This is a genomic window from Ruegeria sp. CDSA077 (assembly GCF_059612265.1).
The window spans coordinates 37,660-52,535 of sequence record NZ_JBXWQG010000002.1; the positions used below are offsets into that span (position 1 = coordinate 37,660).

The window sequence follows — 14,876 nt, forward strand, 5'->3', positions numbered from 1 at the left end:
ATAGAGACCAAGCAACACCTGCAGGAGAGCCCGATGAACAAGCATACTGCGCTGTCTTCCGTTCTGGTCGATGTGAATGTCGCAAACGGCCTGCCAAACGAACACTATATCGACCCGGCACTTTTCGCCGAAGAGCGTAGATCGGTTTTGTACGCCAACTGGTCCGGGATCGGCTTTGGCAAAGACGTGCCCGAGGAAGGCGATGCCATGCCGGTCGATTTCCTAGGCATGCCTTTACTAATCGTGCGGGATCGGGATGGTGAGGTTGGCGTATTTCAAAATACCTGCCGTCACCGCGGGATGATCCTTGTCGATACCCCTCGCAAGATAAGTGGCGCGATCCGTTGCCCCTATCACAGCTGGTGCTACAGCCTGAAGGGAGAGCTGCGTGCGACGCCACATGTTGGCGGCGCCGGTCACAACACCCATGAGGACGTGGATCGCAAATCTCTAGGCCTTATCCGTATTCGCTCTTATGTCTGGCGGGACGTGGTCTTTGTTAATGTGGACGGCAATGCACCCGAATTCGAAGAGGCGCACGCCGCCTTATTGGAACGCTGGAAAGAGTTTGATCAACCAGTACATCACGGCGGTGAGGCCTCTTCGTTCAAGTTGGAGGTCAAGACCAACTGGAAGCTGGCGGTTGAGAACTATTGCGAAAGCTATCACCTGCCCTGGGTGCATCCCGGCCTGAACAGTTATTCGCGACTTGAAGATCACTATAACATCGAAATGCGCGGGCATTATTCCGGTCAAGGCACGCTGGTCTATCGACAACTCACTGACCATGACGGCACCACATTCGCCGATTTCGACGGGCTAAGCGATCAATGGAATGAGGGCGCAGAGTATGTGGCCGTGTATCCAAATGTTCTTTTGGGTGTGCAGCGTGACCATGCCTTTGCCATTGTCCTGGAACCGGTTGATCACGAAAATACCGTTGAGCATATCGAGCTTTATTATGCCAAAAGCATCGAAGACACACCTGAACATGATGGCCTGAGGGCGGCAAACGCCCAGCAATGGAAAACTGTGTTTGAAGAGGATGTGTTCGTTGTTGAAGGGATGCAAAAGGGTCGGCACGGAATGTTGTTCGACGGCGGTCGGTTCTCTCCGGTGATGGATGGTCCGACCCATAATTTCCATCACTGGGTTGCGACGCAGATTGAAAGCGGTCGCGCCGACTGAACCAGCTGTCTGGCCATGCTTGACTGGCCAGATGCGACGGAGACCCGATGGACAGAACAGAATTGGATCGCTTGCTACTTGAGGCGCATGATCATGATGATCCTGCCGCGTTGGTCCGCTATTACACTATTGCAGCAGATGAATGCGAAGCGGTGCAAGATATCGACGCGGCCTGTTTTTACCTGACCCACGCCTTTGTATTCGCCCTGGAAGCCGGGGCCTCTGAAACAGATGAATTGAACCACAGACTGGTCGCGTATGGACGTGCATAGTGGTGGACATCGGAGGCTAGCCTTGGGTTATATCTGTTCAATCCCACGTGAAATTTAAACCCGTTGTCTTGGGTTCAGTACTGGTAACACATGACGACAAGACCAAAATTTTGGATGACAGACTCATGAAGACAAATGCACAGGCAGTGGTAATCGGCGGTGGTGTGATTGGGTGCTCGATCCTGTATCACCTGACCAAATCGGGGTGGTCAGACGTGGTGCTGTTGGAACGGGATGAACTGACATCCGGCTCGACCTGGCACGCGGCGGCGAACATCCACGGACTTCATGACAGCACCAATATCAGCCGCATCCAACACTATACGATGACGCTGTACAAAGAGCTTGAGGCTGAAACCGGCCAAAGCTGCGGCGTGTTCCAGCCCGGCTCGTTATATCTGGCCCAAACCGAAGAGCGCGAACACCAGCTGAGGATACAGGCCGCCAAGGCCAAGCTGTACGGGATGAATTTCTATGAGATCAGCATCGAAGAGGCGCAGCGTCTGAACCCGCTGGTCAATTACGATGGCATCCGATGTGTCATGTACGAACCTGATGGCGGTAATGTTGATCCCTCAGGGGTCACCAACGCCTACGCTGTCGGTGCGCGCCAGCGTGGGGCCGAAATCCACCGCTTTACGCCGGTCACTGCGACAGATCAGCAAGAAGATGGCACCTGGATCGTGCGCACCCCTAAGGGGGACATCCAAACGCCGTGGGTTGTGAATGCCGCCGGTCTGTGGGGCCGCGAAGTTGCCATGTTGGCCGGGATCGAGCTACCCCTGCAACCGACCGAGCATCAGTATTTTGTCACCGAAACCATGGCTGACGTCGCGGCGCATGATACCCGCCTGCCCTCGGTCAGTGACCGCGATGGCGAGTACTATTTGCGGCAGGAAGGTCAGGGCCTTTTGGTGGGGGCTTATGAAAAGGATATGAAATTCTGGGCCGAGGACGGCACACCCCTGGATTTTGCCCATGATCTGTTTCCCGACGATCTGGAGCGGATCGAAGAGAATATGATGAACGCCATCGAACGCGTACCTGCCGTGGGCGACGCCGGGATCAAACGGGTCATCAACGGACCGATGATCTGGTCACCCGATGCCAACGTTCTGATGGGACCAGTGCCCGAGGTCGACGGCTATTTCTGCTGCAACGGCATCATCCCGGGATTCTCGCAATCGGGTGGCATGGGCCTGATGGCGGCGCAGTGGATCATCGAAGGCGAAACCCAATACGACATGTTCGCCTGGGACGTGGCGCGGTTCGACACATGGGCTACGAAAGATTTCACCAAAGCCCGCGTGCAGGACCAGTACGCACACCGCTTTGCAATCCACTTCCCAAATGAAGAACGCAGCGCAGGACGCCCTGCCCGGACCCGCCCGATTTATGACAGGCAAAAGGACATGGGTGCCGTCTTTGGCCTGAATGTCGGATGGGAACACCCGCTGTGGTTCGCAGAAGCGCCCGGCGCCACGGACACCAACGGATTCACCCGCCAGAACTGGTGGGAACCGGTGGGCGCGGAATGCCGGATGCTGCGCGATCGGGCCGGGATCATCGACATCTCAAACTTTGCCAAATATGTTTGCAAAGGTCCGGGAGCCGAGGGTTGGCTTAATGCCGTATTCGCAAATTCCATGCCGAGATCGGTTGGTCGATCCTGCCTGACCCCGCTGATCTCAAAACGTGGTGGTATTGCTGGCGATTTCACCGTGACGCGCTTGGCCGACGACGAATTCTGGATCATCGGCTCGGGCATGGCCGAACGCTATCACAAACGGTTCTTCAAACAGGTTCCTCTGCCCGACGGCACCCGTTTCGAAAGCCGCACCGAAGAGACTTGCGGCTTTAACGTGGCTGGACCGAAATCGCGGGAAATCCTGCAACGGCTTACGAATACCTCGCTCAGCCCCGAGGATTTCCCCTTCATGCGCTCGCAACAGATCGAGATCGCCGGAATTGCGGTCCTGGCGCTGCGTGTCTCCTTCACCGGCGATCTGGGCTGGGAGGTGCATTGCGCCGCGAAAGATCAGCTCCGCCTGTATGAGGCGCTGATCGAGACCGGAAAAGAGTTCGGCGCAGGCCCAGTTGGCAGCCGCGCACTGATGTCGCTGAGGATCGAAAAGGGCTATGGGTCTTGGGGGCGCGAATACAGCCCCGAATACTGGCCACACGAGGTCGGGTTGGACCGGTTGTGCAAATTCGACAAATCGTTCCTGAACAAAGATGCCGCCAATACTGCCACGACCTCTCCAGCCAGAGAGCAGCTTGTCCTGCTGCATCTGGACGAAGCCGACACCGCAGCTTCGAACGCTGACGCGACCGGAGGCGAACCCATTTTCATGGACGGGCGCGGAATTGGTCGGGTGACATCGGGTGCTTATGGCTATTCCGTGGGTATGTCGCTGGCCTTGGGCTATGTTTCGGGTGCCGAGGCAGGCGATAGGGTCGAGGTCATGGTATTAGGGCGCCCGCATAGGGCAACGATCCTGAAAGAACCGCCCTTTGATCCAACTGGGACGATCTTGCGCGGCTAACCCAGTCCGCATTAGATCCTTAAAGCGAGCTGTGGACATTGCCTTCGGGTTGTGGCGCTATCCGGCCAGTAATCTGATCTGCTCCATCCAGAGGATAGGCTGATGACAATCTTACTGACTATTGCGCTGTTCATTGCACTGTTTCTTGTTGCGATGAACCTTTGGACACGCAAGCTGACCCGTGACGGCCGGATGCGTGTTCCGCAACCGGGGGAGATCATTCCCGTGCGTGGCGGCGATATTCACTATGTGGAAAAGGGCGACCCTTCCAATCAGACGGTTGTGCTCATTCATGGGCTGGCCGGGCAATTGCAACATTTCACCTACGCCTTGATGGATAAACTGGCCGAGGATTTTCACGTCATTGCCGTGGATCGCCCCGGTTGCGGATACTCAACTCGTGAGACGGCAGAGCTTGGGCGGTTGCCCGAACAGGGCCGCATGATACATGAATTTCTAGAGGCAAAGGGGGTCAGCAACCCAATTCTGGTCGGCCATTCGCTGGGTGGCGCGGTTTCTCTGGCGATGGCGCTGGATTACCCGGACAAGATCAAGGCTCTGGCCCTGCTGGCTCCGCTCACACAGGCGATGCCCGGGCCTCCTGCCGTGTTCAAACCGCTTGAAATCCGAACAGAATGGATGCGCAGTCTGATCGGTAACACGATTGCCGTCCCGCTGGCTGCAAAAACCGCACCGCACACCCTTAGCGCGGTTTTTGCGCCAGAACCCGCGCCCCAAGACTTTCTGGACCGCGCCGGCGGCGCTTTGGGGATGCGTCCATCCGCGTTTATCAGCGCCTCGCAGGATGTGATCGGGATTGAACAGAGCATGCCGACGCAGGTCGCCCGTTATGGCGACCTGAAAGTGCCTGGCGCCATATTGTTTGGAGCACAGGATGCGCTCTTGTCAGCCAAGCAACACGGTGAATCAATGCAGGCGTTTGGTCTGAGTTTTGAACAGATCGACAGGCTGGGCCATATGATCCCCCTGACAGTCCCGGACATCTGCAACAACTTCATTCGCGGCGTGGTACAAAATACAGAACTCAGGGCGACGGTTGTGACAAATTCGGATTAGTCCCAGCTAAAATATTCCCAACAAAGGCGCCATTTCCCTCTTGACCCTCCCCAACCCCTCCCTTAAATCGCCATTCACTCATGGCGGAGTAGCTCAGTTGGTTAGAGCAGCGGAATCATAATCCGCGTGTCGGGGGTTCAAGTCCCTCCTCCGCTACCAAATTCCCATAACATATCAGTTAGAAACGTGAACTCAGCGTTGCTCTCTCGTACCGCAAACATGGTTTGGGTGGCATTTTGGGTAACAGCAGACGAATTTTGTGTTCAAAAAGAACTGGGAATCGTCACGAAAAAGCGGGAAACGCCACACGCCGCAACCAGTCCCATTACGCTCCAAGAGTTGAGATGCAGGCTCTCAGGGGCACCGGTGTAATCGCTAACTTACCCGCCGGTACCGAAGAAGTTGAGTAGACTTCTTAGTGATCAAGACGAAAGCAGCTTTGCACACACAGCCTTTCTTTCTCCATTTACAAATAATAACATTCATTTTATTGATTGTGTATGGATGGAAATACATTTTCTCGCCGCACTTTCTTGTACAGCGCCGCTTGCCTTGGGATGCTTGGTACTCAATCCAGGATCGTGAGGGCCGAGTTGCAACTCGGCTCTTCAGCTCGGATTTCAACCGTATCAGACGGGTACCTGTCATTGCCACCGGAAATGATCTTTGGGTCCATGCCGAAAGAAGAACTCGAGCAGCTTCTGAATCGCAATCGAGTGGACGCGACCAAGTACGAGCCAGAGTGCAACGTGGCGCTCTATCGTGATGGTATAAACACGGTGCTATTCGATGTCGGAGCTGGGCCGGATTTCATGCCCACGTCTGGCAAACTTATGGAAACTGTTGAAACAATCGGCCTGTCGCCCGAAGACGTTTCGCACGTGATTTTCACCCATGCGCACCCGGATCACATCTGGGGCATTTTGGATGACTTCGACGACCTGCTTTTCCCCAACGCGACGCATCACTTTGGCCGTAAAGAGTGGGACTATTGGTGGAACCCTTCAACGATAGATTCAATAGGAGAAGATCGCGCTGCGTTCGCTGTAGGCGCGAAGCGCCGGATGGCAGAAATTGAGGATCAGGTGGCGTTCTTTGACGACGGACAAGAGATCCTTCCAGGCATTGCCGCCCGTGCAAGCTTTGGGCACACACCCGGCCACATGGCGTTTGAAATCCGCAGCGGCAGTGAATCCGTGATGGTTGTCGGCGATGCGTTGGGAAATCCACACGTGGCTTTTGAACGGCCTGATTGGCACAGTGGCACGGATCAGGATCCACAGGCAGCTGCAGCAACTCGTAGTTTGCTGCTAGATCAGATTTCTCGCGAGCAAATGAAGATAATTGGCTTCCACCTGCCGAATGGTGGAATCGGCCGGGTCGAAAAAACTGGCTCTGCGTATAAGTTCATTGGAGAACCAACATGATACGAACGCTTGCGATTGCCTTGGCCTTGGCCGCACCAGCTTGGGCAAGCGAGGAAATTGCAGACCAATATCCGCAAAGCGTGCTGTATTCCAAACCGGTCGAGTATTTCCCTGGCGTCTATTCCGCCATTGGCGCAACCGCCCCACCGACCTACGAGAACTCTGGTCACAACAACAACCTCAGCTTCATTGTAACCGGTGAAGGTGTGGTCGTCATAAACGGCGGTGCAGCCTATGTCCTTGCCGAAGCGCTTCACAAGGAAATTCAGGCCATCACGGATCAGCCGGTCAGACTTGTCTTCAACGAGAATGGCCAGGGGCACGCGATGCTCGGCAACGCTTACTGGTCAGAACTCGGCATTCCGATCATCGCACATTCAGAAGCAGCGGCCGAATTCGAGGAATATGGCCCGCAAATACTGCAGGGAATGCAGCGACACAATCAGGACAAGGCAGACGGAACATTCCTGGCCGGCCCAACCGAGACATTCGATGATGAGTACGTGGTTGAGATGGGTGAATTCCGGATTGAGGCAAAGTACCTCGGCCCTGCCCATAGTCCCGGCGATATCTCGATCTGGTTGCCGAACCAAGGCCTTGTCATTGCGGGCGACATGGCGTTTCACGAACGCATGCTGCCAATCTTTCAAGACACCTATACAGCGGATTGGCTTGAAACTTGGGACACCGAATTCGAGGCTTTAGATGCCACTTATGTTATACCGGGACACGGCCATCCTACGAACATGGGTCAGGTGCGCCGCTATACACGCGACTATCTGGTATATCTGCGCGGCAAAATTCAAGAGCATATGGATGCAGGAGGTGATCTGGCTGAGGCTTACTACGTCGATCAGTCACCTTATGCCAACCTGGACACGTTTGAAGAACTGGCCACGAAAAATGCAGGGCGCGTTTTCGAACAGATGGAATTCGAGTAGCTCAGGAATGTTGCGGAACAGGGATTAGCATCAATAGTCTATGCGTGCTGATCGCCCCGACCCACATGAAAAATACGGCAACCCATGCGGTCAATGACAGAGCGGACCCTCCTGAAAGCCCGGCACCCACCGCGCAACCTCCCGCCAGCATGGCCCCAAACCCCATGAGAACAGCCCCTACGAGGTAGCGTTCCATCGGAGTATCCGAGCCAAATCGTTCGATCCTCCACTCCCCTGCAGTCAAGGCTGTGCCTGCCGCGCCAATTACTACGCCTGGGACAAGGCCGATACCGAAGGACAACACAACGTTTCGACTTGCAACCAACGCCATTAGTGTGTCCGTGGCCGGTCCGGTAAACGTGACTGAAGACACAGGCACGACTTCAAAAGATGCTTGCGCGATGGCAAATGTTATCAACCAGCCGAGCGCCACAGCCAGGCCAACTCCTGCGGCCGCTATGATCCTTATAGGCGCGACTTTCCGGTGGGACGCAAAGACAATGGCCGACACCAATCCCAACGCTGCAACGGCTGTATAAACCGTTGGCGAGAACCCAAGTATTTCTGAAAGATCACGCGGCGCGCCTCCTGGGACAGCCCAGATACCAGACAGCAACTCGCGGGCGGGACTAAGAACACCTGTGTAGGCGGCTTGAGCCACTAAGGTCAAAACCAATCCCGCAACCAGGGCGCGCAGATTACCGCAGGAGGCTAATACCAAAAGACGAGATGCACATCCACGCGCCAGAACCATGCCTGCGCCAAACATCGCTCCACCAATTACCGCGCCGCTCAGGCTACCTGTCGACGCGATTGCACGTGTCTCGGAAAGGTCTAGCCACTCAAACGCGATAAGCGCCTGTACCAAGGCGAGCGCAGTGGTGAAGGCGATCAGCCAAACCGCCAAGCGGGGACCTAACTCGCCTTCAGCGACTTCGACTGCCGACGCTCTTAAACAAAAGTGAGACTTCTGAGCCGTCACGCCAAACAAGATACCGACGAGCACTCCGGCAAATGCCAAAGCGCCAGAGTCTCCCAACAGATCGATGAGTCTCTCCATCAACAGAAACTCTCACTTCGTAACGTGTGCATCCTTGTCTTCGGTCAAGTTGTCATTGCGCGACCATTGGCCTGCGCGCCAACTGGCATTGCGTCCACAACTCACCCAATGCAGATACCAGTCGATCCACGTCTTCAGTTGAATGCACCGGCGACGGTGTAATCCGTAGACGCTCCGTTCCCTTGGGAACGGTTGGATAGTTGATCGGCTGGATGTAAATTCCATAGTCACGCATCAGTACATCAGAGATGAAGCGACACTTAACCGGATCGCCGACCATGACCGGAATGATGTGACTTGGGTTCGGAGTATGGGGAATACTCAGTTCGTCCAGCCTGTCTCTAACTTCGCGCACTCGCTGCTGGTGCAGATATCGTTCCGCATTGCTTTGCTTCAGGTGCCGAACCGAGGCTGCCGCACCTGCGGCTATGGCCGGAGGCAATGCAGTGGTAAAGATAAACCCGCTGGCAAAGGACCGGACGAAGTCCACAAGCTCTTTCGACGCCGCGATGTATCCACCGACGACACCGAAGGCTTTGCCTAATGTCCCCTCGATAACGGTTAGGCGATCCATCAGGCCTTCACGTTCGGCGATGCCACCGCCGCGCGGTCCATAAAGCCCTACGGCGTGAACCTCATCCAAATAGGTCATCGCGCCATAGCGATCCGCCAGATCACAGATCTCGGCAACTGGCGCTATATCACCATCCATGGAATAGACGCTTTCGAACGCAATGAGCTTTGGTGCGTTGGCTGGAATGTCAGCAAGCTGCCTTTCAAGGTCTGCAATATCATTGTGCTTCCAGATCCGCTTTTGACAACGGCTGTGGCGAATTCCCTCAATCATCGAGGCATGGTTCAACTCGTCTGACAGTACGGTGATACCAGGAATGCGGGAGGCCAAAGTTCCGAGAGCCGCCCAGTTTGAAACGTAGCCGGACGTAAATAGCAATGCCGCCTCTTTGCAGTGCAAGTCGGCAAGTTCCTGTTCCAGCAAAACGTGCTCGTGAGTGGTTCCAGAGATATTCCGCGTACCACCCGCCCCGGCACCACACTCATCAATCGCTTGGTGCATTGCTGCAAGAATGCAGGGGTGTTGACCCATGCCAAGATAATCATTTGAGCACCAGACAGTGACTTTTTCGGGACCGTCTTCTGCGTAATTGCGCGCGGTCGGGAATGCACCGCACTGCCTTCCGAGATCCGCAAAGACCCTATAGTTCCCTTCCTCTCGAAGCTGGTCCAGTTGATCACGAAAAAACTGCTGATAGTTCATTTCAATTCCCTACGGCCTCTTCGACGATCTCGGATAACAGGGTCTGAACCTTTTGCATTGGCCCGTCAGGGTAGCCTCGATATCCCACCATCACGCCACTGTCGTCCTCGGCTACAAAAATCCCGTAGGGGCAGAATCCGATATTCATAGGGTCGGCTTCCATCACCTCGCGCGATATTTTTGCCGAGCAGAAAATGAAGATGTCTGCGGCCGCAAATATCTGCTTGTCACTGCCGACATCAGCTCCCGTGCGATTCAACATGTCGCCTACGTGGCTTACATGGTCGATGACCAGTCCCTGTCCGACAATCGCGGACTCGACGGCGAAGGTTGCATCATCAAAACTGCCGTCAAATGGCGCAGTGATGATCTCTTCCGCAAACGCATGGCTCGCCAGAACAGTGGAAAACGCGGCTACAGCGATAAAGTGTTTCATGATTTTAATCCTCCTCTTGAGCCGCATCTTCTCAGATTGCTCATCAAGGTCTTTGACACCAGTCAAAGCCCCTGAATGCCTTAACCGAACATGTCTGAAGTGATACCAGCGTACCAACCCAGCGACTCTTCATAAGTTGCTCTTCTCAAGTCCGCATCTTCGCCGGTCTGGCTGATAAAGCCGTCCACTTTGGCAATCTTTTCGGGAGTCGCTTCGTAAGTTGCGCCAACCTTGACACCATCATCGGTGTCGATGAGCGACCAGCACGTGTTGGAGAACTTGGCCGGAAAAACTTTGGACCCGGTCAACGCACCTCGCACGGCATTCGCACAGACTTTCGCCTGACTGTTGGCCGAGAAGCCGGATTTGGGCATGTCACCCTGTTGGCTGGCGTCACCAAGAACGTAGATATCCAGGTCGGCTTTGGAGGACATATCCGCGGCGTTCACGGGTGCCCAGTTGCCATCGGTCACCCCTGCCATTTCCGCAATGCGTCCGGCTTTCATCGCTGGGATCACGTTGCAGACATCGACCTTGGTTTCTTCGCCGTCGATAGTAACGGTCATTGCATCCGGGTTTACGGCGACATTGCCGCCGCCGAAATCTTCGCCGATCCAGTCAACCATTCCTTCGTAGTGGTTGGCCCAACCCTCTTGGAACAATGACATCTTGGAAAACTTCGGTTTCGGGTCGGCAACGATGATCTTTGCAGTCGGGTTGTTCGCCTTCAGAACATGCGCAACCATTGAAACCCGCTCATACGGTCCGGGTGGGCAACGGTACGGATTCGGTGGCGCGACCATTGCAAATGTACCGCCTTCGGGCATTGCCATGATCTGCGCCTTGAGAAGCTCGGTCTGAGATCCAGCCTTGTACGCATGCGGCATTTTATTTTGCGCCGAGACGTCCCAGCCCTCGACCGCACCATCAACAAAGTCGATACCCGGGCTCAGGATCAGCTTGTCATATGGAACAGACCCGCCACCTGCCAAGGACACCGTCTTGGCATCGCGATCCACCCCTGTGGCCCAATCATGCACCACGTTGATGCCGTAGTTCGCGGCAAGCGTGCCATAGCTGTGGGCAATGTCCGAAAGCTCCTGAAACCCTCCCAGATACAGGTTTGAGAAGAAACAGGTGTAATAGGTCCGCGACGGCTCGATCAACGTTACGTCGATATCACCCCTGCTGTCTTTTGCGATGTAGCGCGCAGCAGTTGCACCGCCCGCACCGCCGCCGACAATTACCACACGTGGTTTGCCTTGCGCCAACACCATCGGTGCCGATAAACCGGCTGCTACCACCCCGGCGGCTCCAAGAAATACTCGTCTATTTAGCGTCATCGCGTTTCCTCCTCTTGGACACAGTCACTATGGATTATTGAAGTAGGCAGCCAATGCCGCGATCTCGTCATTGCTCAGCCGTCCGGCAATCATTCGCATGACCGGGTGTGGCCGCTGTTTGTCTTTATATGCGTGCATGGCGACCACGAAGTCTTCGTCAGGCCAGTACACGATCGAGGGAATGCCCTCATCGCCTCCGTCGATCTGATGGCACGTTGTACATTCGCTGCTGAGATATGCGCCGTACTCCGGATCTCCTTGAATCGCCAAGATCGCGGGGTCGATAGAATGATCCGTGCCCTTCGCCGTCGGGTCCGCTTCTGGGATGTCCTGAGGATTGTCGGAAAAATCCCGCAAATAGGCGATCACGTTGGCGCGGTCTTCCGGGTCTTTCAGGCCACCAAAACTCATCCTGGTGCCTGACGCGAATGCACGTGGGTTTTCGATGTACGCAGACAGTGTGTCAGCGTGCCACTCCAGACCCGAGCTACCCGCGCGCGCAAGGCTTTTGGAATAGCTAAAGCCATCCAGACCAGCTGCCCTGCGCCCAAAAATCCCATTCAGATGCGGACCGATTTTGTTTTCGGCCCCCTTTCCAACCTGATGACAGCCTTTGCATTTGGCGAACACGGCTTTCCCTGCCTCAGCATCGCCAAGGTCTTCTGCAGCGTAGGTCGATGAAGCAGTAGCCCCAAAGAACGCGGCACAGACAAGCGCGTTCGACCAACGCATCGTCAACTTCCAAACGTCTTAAGATAGATGATCAAAGCTTCGATATCGTCCTGTTTTCTAAGACCTGCAAAAGACATCCTTGTGCCTTTCATGTATTCCTTTGGCTTCGTAAGAAAGGCAGTCATTTCTTCATCGGTCCAGACAAGTCCTGCCTCCGCAGACGCCTGCATCGCTTTGGAGTATTTGAAGCCCTCGACCGATCCAGCATTAGCTCCGATTACCCCGTTCAGAGCAGGCCCAGTGCTGTGCTTTGCACCTTCACCAATTTGATGGCAGGATTTACACTTCTTAAAGACTTTCTCTCCGGCAGCAGCCAGTTCTGTAACCTCGTCTGTCACTTCGGTTTCTTGAGCGGCCGGTATGGCTGCGGCCTCTTCATCAGGCTTTGGCGCTGCAGTTGGAATGAACGAGGGGCCTTCTGCCGAAAACGTCGGCAACTCATCCGGGCTGGCATTATTCATGACCGAGTTCGAACCACCCTCCGCGGGAGTCTCAACCAGAAAAACAGAACGCATCGTGACGGCGGTCTCTGCCTTGCAGTTCTCCATGCAAGGCTCTTCGCGCCATTCAGTGTATTCGGTCTCGGGTCGTACATCGACTACGAAACCGTCCATATTGTACATTTTGAACTCGGCGAAGTTTTCGTTGTTTAGCTCGAAATCGTCATCCACCAAATCATTGGAGTAGAGGATGTATGCGACAATTGCGTAGGTCTCATCCGCTGTCAGCGTGCCCGCTTCACCAAAGGGCATTGAGCGGGAAATGTAATCCCAGGCAGTCGACAAATGTGGCCAATATGACCCAACGGTTTTTACAGGATCTTCGTCTGCAAGCGTGTCAAACCCACCGGCCAGAACAGGCCAGTTATCTGCACCTTCGGCAAATTCACCGTGGCATGACGCACAGCGGGCGACAAACACCTCTTCTCCGGTCCAGACGTCGCCTGAACCTACGGGTAGGCCACGCCCATCAGGCAAGACGTCAACGTCCCAGGCCGCAATCTCTTCCTTCAGTGCCGACCGCCCAAGCCCAAGGCTGCTCTCGTGGATGGGCGCGGATGCGGTCAAGTTCGCACCATTGGCGACCCGTTCTGCCGCCGCTGCCTGGATTTCTTCGACTTTGATCTCCAGTTCGGCTGCTCGTTTGGATTCTGCTTCCGCATTCCCCTGGGCAACTGCTGCATGCGCCTCAACCTGCCCTATCCGGGTCTCCAATGTCTCAATCTTCGAGTGGCCGTAGTTCCGGTTCGCGAAAGACACAGCTACCGCAAGCACCAACGCCGTACCGCCAAATACGGGCAGGAAAACATGACTAAGAGACTTCAACATTCTCGGCGATCCCTTCTGCGCTCACGTACCAAGTCTGGATACAGTTGTTGTGGTAGACCGAGTTTTCTCCGCGTTTTTCACGCAACTGGTCTTTGGTTGGTTGCACATAACCGGTCTCGTCTATCGCCCGGGCCTGCAAAAGCATTGGCGCCCCGTCCCAGTTCGTATCGAGATAGAAACGTGTAAGAGCCTTGGTGTCGCCCTGCTTACCAAGACGCGCCGTCTCCCATGTGATCCCACCGTCCTTTGACACATCGACCCGTGTAATTTGTCCGTGGCCTGACCAGGCAAGCCCGGAAATGACCAGCGGACCCGGTCCGTGTTTGATCGGCATTTGCGGGCTGGGTGAGGTGATGACAGATTTAGCATCCATCACCCAAGTCCATTTCTGGGCCGTGCCATCGACGTAAACATCGGTGTATTTTGATGTTTCTTCGCGGCTTTCGACCGCCATATCGACAACCTCGATCCGGCGCAGCCACTTGACCCACATGTTGCCTTCCCAACCCGGCACCACGAGACGCACAGGGTACCCATGCTCCATCCGCAGCGCTTCGCCATTCGCCTTGAAGGCAACCAACACGTCATCCAGCGCTTTTTCCATCGGGATAGAGCGGCCATTGGACGACGCATCTGCGCCCTCAACATAGACCCATTTGTCAGGTGAGATGTCGGCACCTGCTTCCTGCAACAGCGCGCGCAGCGGAACACCGGTGTATTCCATGTTGTGAATCATGCCATGAGTAAATTGGACGCCGTTGAGTTGCGCACCAGCCCACTCCATGCCCGTGTTCGCCGCACATTCGCAGAAATACACGTGGTTTTCGCGCGGGAACCGCTCAATGTCTTCGTATGTAAAGACAAGCGGGTGATCAACCAGCCCGTTGATCATCAGGCGGTAGTCCTCCTTGCGCAGCTCAATCGCACCTGAATGGTGACGCTCAAAGGCGCATCCCTGCGGAGTGATCGTGCCATCGAGCGCGTGGATCGGCGTGAAGTTGATCGACGAAATCGGAGAGGCGGTCAGCCATTCCACATTGCGGCGCACGACATGGGATTCAAAGCTGATCGGCATGCCATAAGGCGTCTCATCAACACCTGCCCCCGTATAAGATGCCCAATCCTGAAGCTCTGTTATCAGTGGGTCGGGTGTTTCTGCCGCTGCCGCACCTGCAACGGATCCTGCGGCAACCGCGGCACTGCCTTTCAGGAAGGCCCGGCGGGACGGTTTGAACGCGTCATCCATATCT

13 protein-coding genes and 1 tRNA gene are annotated in these 14,876 nt (G+C 55.3%); 7 read left to right on the forward strand and 7 right to left on the reverse strand.

Annotated features, from left to right (window positions below):
• Nucleotides 1–33 precede the first annotated feature (33 nt).
• The 7 genes from AC2FLE_RS07365 to AC2FLE_RS07395 all read left to right on the forward strand — a co-directional run bounded on the left by AC2FLE_RS07365 (nt 34) and on the right by AC2FLE_RS07395 (nt 7,451).
• Entirely contained in the window at nt 34–1,188 is a 1,155-nt protein-coding gene (locus AC2FLE_RS07365; RefSeq protein WP_496691671.1) for an aromatic ring-hydroxylating oxygenase subunit alpha, read from the forward strand.
• Nucleotides 1,189–1,235: 47 nt separating this feature from the next.
• A complete protein-coding gene (locus AC2FLE_RS07370) occupies nt 1,236–1,460 on the forward strand; it encodes a hypothetical protein (protein WP_496691672.1) in 225 nt (74 codons plus the stop codon).
• A gap of 125 nt (nt 1,461–1,585) precedes the next feature.
• Nucleotides 1,586–4,006, forward strand: a complete 2,421-nt coding sequence (locus tag AC2FLE_RS07375; protein WP_496696158.1) for a GcvT family protein — start codon at nt 1,586–1,588, stop codon at nt 4,004–4,006.
• Between the two features lie 102 nt (nt 4,007–4,108).
• A complete protein-coding gene (locus AC2FLE_RS07380) occupies nt 4,109–5,083 on the forward strand; it encodes an alpha/beta fold hydrolase (protein ID WP_496696160.1) in 975 nt (324 codons plus the stop codon).
• Between the two features lie 82 nt (nt 5,084–5,165).
• Nucleotides 5,166–5,242: transfer RNA gene (locus AC2FLE_RS07385), tRNA-Met, on the forward strand.
• Nucleotides 5,243–5,676: 434 nt separating this feature from the next.
• Complete coding sequence (locus tag AC2FLE_RS07390) at nt 5,677–6,510, forward strand: MBL fold metallo-hydrolase (protein ID WP_496696161.1); 834 nt, start codon at nt 5,677–5,679, stop codon at nt 6,508–6,510.
• Nucleotides 6,507–7,451 (forward strand): MBL fold metallo-hydrolase, encoded by a 945-nt coding sequence (locus tag AC2FLE_RS07395; RefSeq protein ID WP_496696163.1) that lies wholly within the window; start codon nt 6,507–6,509, stop codon nt 7,449–7,451. Before AC2FLE_RS07390 ends, AC2FLE_RS07395 begins: the two co-directional genes overlap by 4 nt.
• A 1-nt stretch (nt 7,452) precedes the next feature.
• Here AC2FLE_RS07395 and AC2FLE_RS07400 read toward each other — a convergent pair whose 3' ends face one another.
• From AC2FLE_RS07400 to soxC, 7 genes are all read right to left on the reverse strand, one after another.
• A complete protein-coding gene (locus AC2FLE_RS07400) occupies nt 7,453–8,511 on the reverse strand; it encodes a YeeE/YedE family protein (RefSeq protein ID WP_496696165.1) in 1,059 nt (352 codons plus the stop codon).
• A gap of 52 nt (nt 8,512–8,563) precedes the next feature.
• The gene (hemA, locus tag AC2FLE_RS07405) at nt 8,564–9,787 is read right to left on the reverse strand and encodes a 5-aminolevulinate synthase (RefSeq protein ID WP_496696167.1); all 1,224 of its coding nucleotides are present in this window, start codon (nt 9,785–9,787) and stop codon (nt 8,564–8,566) included.
• A gap of 1 nt (nt 9,788) precedes the next feature.
• Entirely contained in the window at nt 9,789–10,223 is a 435-nt protein-coding gene (locus tag AC2FLE_RS07410) for a DUF302 domain-containing protein (protein WP_496696169.1), read from the reverse strand.
• A gap of 80 nt (nt 10,224–10,303) precedes the next feature.
• Complete coding sequence (locus AC2FLE_RS07415) at nt 10,304–11,566, reverse strand: FCSD flavin-binding domain-containing protein (protein ID WP_496696171.1); 1,263 nt, start codon at nt 11,564–11,566, stop codon at nt 10,304–10,306.
• Between the two features lie 27 nt (nt 11,567–11,593).
• On the reverse strand, nt 11,594–12,298 hold the full coding sequence (locus AC2FLE_RS07420; RefSeq protein ID WP_142635858.1) for a c-type cytochrome: 705 nt from the start codon (nt 12,296–12,298) through the stop codon (nt 11,594–11,596).
• Between the two features lie 2 nt (nt 12,299–12,300).
• On the reverse strand, nt 12,301–13,626 hold the full coding sequence (locus tag AC2FLE_RS07425; protein WP_496696173.1) for a c-type cytochrome: 1,326 nt from the start codon (nt 13,624–13,626) through the stop codon (nt 12,301–12,303).
• A complete protein-coding gene (gene soxC / locus AC2FLE_RS07430; RefSeq protein ID WP_496696175.1) occupies nt 13,610–14,872 on the reverse strand; it encodes a sulfite dehydrogenase in 1,263 nt (420 codons plus the stop codon). The genes AC2FLE_RS07425 and soxC overlap by 17 nt, the downstream gene beginning before the upstream one ends.
• Nucleotides 14,873–14,876: the final 4 nt, after the last annotated feature.

What these genes read in the sequence shown, in the direction of transcription:
- AC2FLE_RS07420 (WP_142635858.1), bottom strand. Translation starts at nt 12,298, where the DNA reads ATGCGTTGGTCGAACGCGCTTGTCTGTGCCGCGTTCTTTGGGGCTACT.
- soxC (WP_496696175.1), bottom strand. Translation starts at nt 14,872, where the DNA reads ATGGATGACGCGTTCAAACCGTCCCGCCGGGCCTTCCTGAAAGGCAGT.
- AC2FLE_RS07410 (WP_496696169.1), bottom strand. Translation starts at nt 10,223, where the DNA reads ATGAAACACTTTATCGCTGTAGCCGCGTTTTCCACTGTTCTGGCGAGC.
- AC2FLE_RS07415 (WP_496696171.1), bottom strand. Translation starts at nt 11,566, where the DNA reads ATGACGCTAAATAGACGAGTATTTCTTGGAGCCGCCGGGGTGGTAGCA.
- AC2FLE_RS07400 (WP_496696165.1), bottom strand. Translation starts at nt 8,511, where the DNA reads ATGGAGAGACTCATCGATCTGTTGGGAGACTCTGGCGCTTTGGCATTT.
- AC2FLE_RS07370 (WP_496691672.1), top strand. Translation starts at nt 1,236, where the DNA reads ATGGACAGAACAGAATTGGATCGCTTGCTACTTGAGGCGCATGATCAT.
- AC2FLE_RS07395 (WP_496696163.1), top strand. Translation starts at nt 6,507, where the DNA reads ATGATACGAACGCTTGCGATTGCCTTGGCCTTGGCCGCACCAGCTTGG.
- AC2FLE_RS07425 (WP_496696173.1), bottom strand. Translation starts at nt 13,626, where the DNA reads ATGTTGAAGTCTCTTAGTCATGTTTTCCTGCCCGTATTTGGCGGTACG.
- AC2FLE_RS07375 (WP_496696158.1), top strand. Translation starts at nt 1,586, where the DNA reads ATGAAGACAAATGCACAGGCAGTGGTAATCGGCGGTGGTGTGATTGGG.
- AC2FLE_RS07365 (WP_496691671.1), top strand. Translation starts at nt 34, where the DNA reads ATGAACAAGCATACTGCGCTGTCTTCCGTTCTGGTCGATGTGAATGTC.
- AC2FLE_RS07380 (WP_496696160.1), top strand. Translation starts at nt 4,109, where the DNA reads ATGACAATCTTACTGACTATTGCGCTGTTCATTGCACTGTTTCTTGTT.
- hemA (WP_496696167.1), bottom strand. Translation starts at nt 9,787, where the DNA reads ATGAACTATCAGCAGTTTTTTCGTGATCAACTGGACCAGCTTCGAGAG.